The organism is Rahnella perminowiae, assembly GCF_019049755.1.
Taxonomy (GTDB): Bacteria; Pseudomonadota; Gammaproteobacteria; order Enterobacterales; family Enterobacteriaceae; genus Rahnella; species Rahnella perminowiae.
The window spans coordinates 1-409 of the sequence record NZ_JAFMOS010000038.1 but is presented as its reverse complement, the minus strand read 5'-3'; the positions used below and the strand labels follow the sequence as shown (position 1 = coordinate 409).

Below are 409 nucleotides of genomic sequence, written 5' to 3'. Positions count from 1 at the left end.
GAAAAGGACTAATACGCCAGAAAAATCGCGATATCGAAGGTTTTGCTGCAAACTCTAAAGTAGCTATTGTTAGCCAATTAGAGTCGTCAATTTCACGCTTTGATAGTGAGCAGCTTAGTAGCTGTGTTAATGCCGTGGATGGCATAGAGAGAATTAGAGGACTCGCAGGCTCCGGCAAAACAGTCGTTCTTGCAATGAAGGTGGCAATAACTCATCTTAGAAATCCCGATAAAACTATTTTATATACCTTTAGTACTAAGGCACTTTATCAGCATGTAAAAAGGTTAATTACTCGTTTCTATCGTCAATTCGATGATGTTGATCCCGACTTCGAGAATTCAATAAAAATAATGCATGCATGGGGGGGTAATACTGCTCCTGGAGTTTACTATAGCGCATGCATCAATAA

General features: G+C 39.6%; 1 pseudogene. It reads left to right on the top strand.

From position 1 onward, the window contains the following. Positions 1-409: pseudogene (locus tag J1785_RS00185) on the top strand (DEAD/DEAH box helicase); the annotation flags it as partial.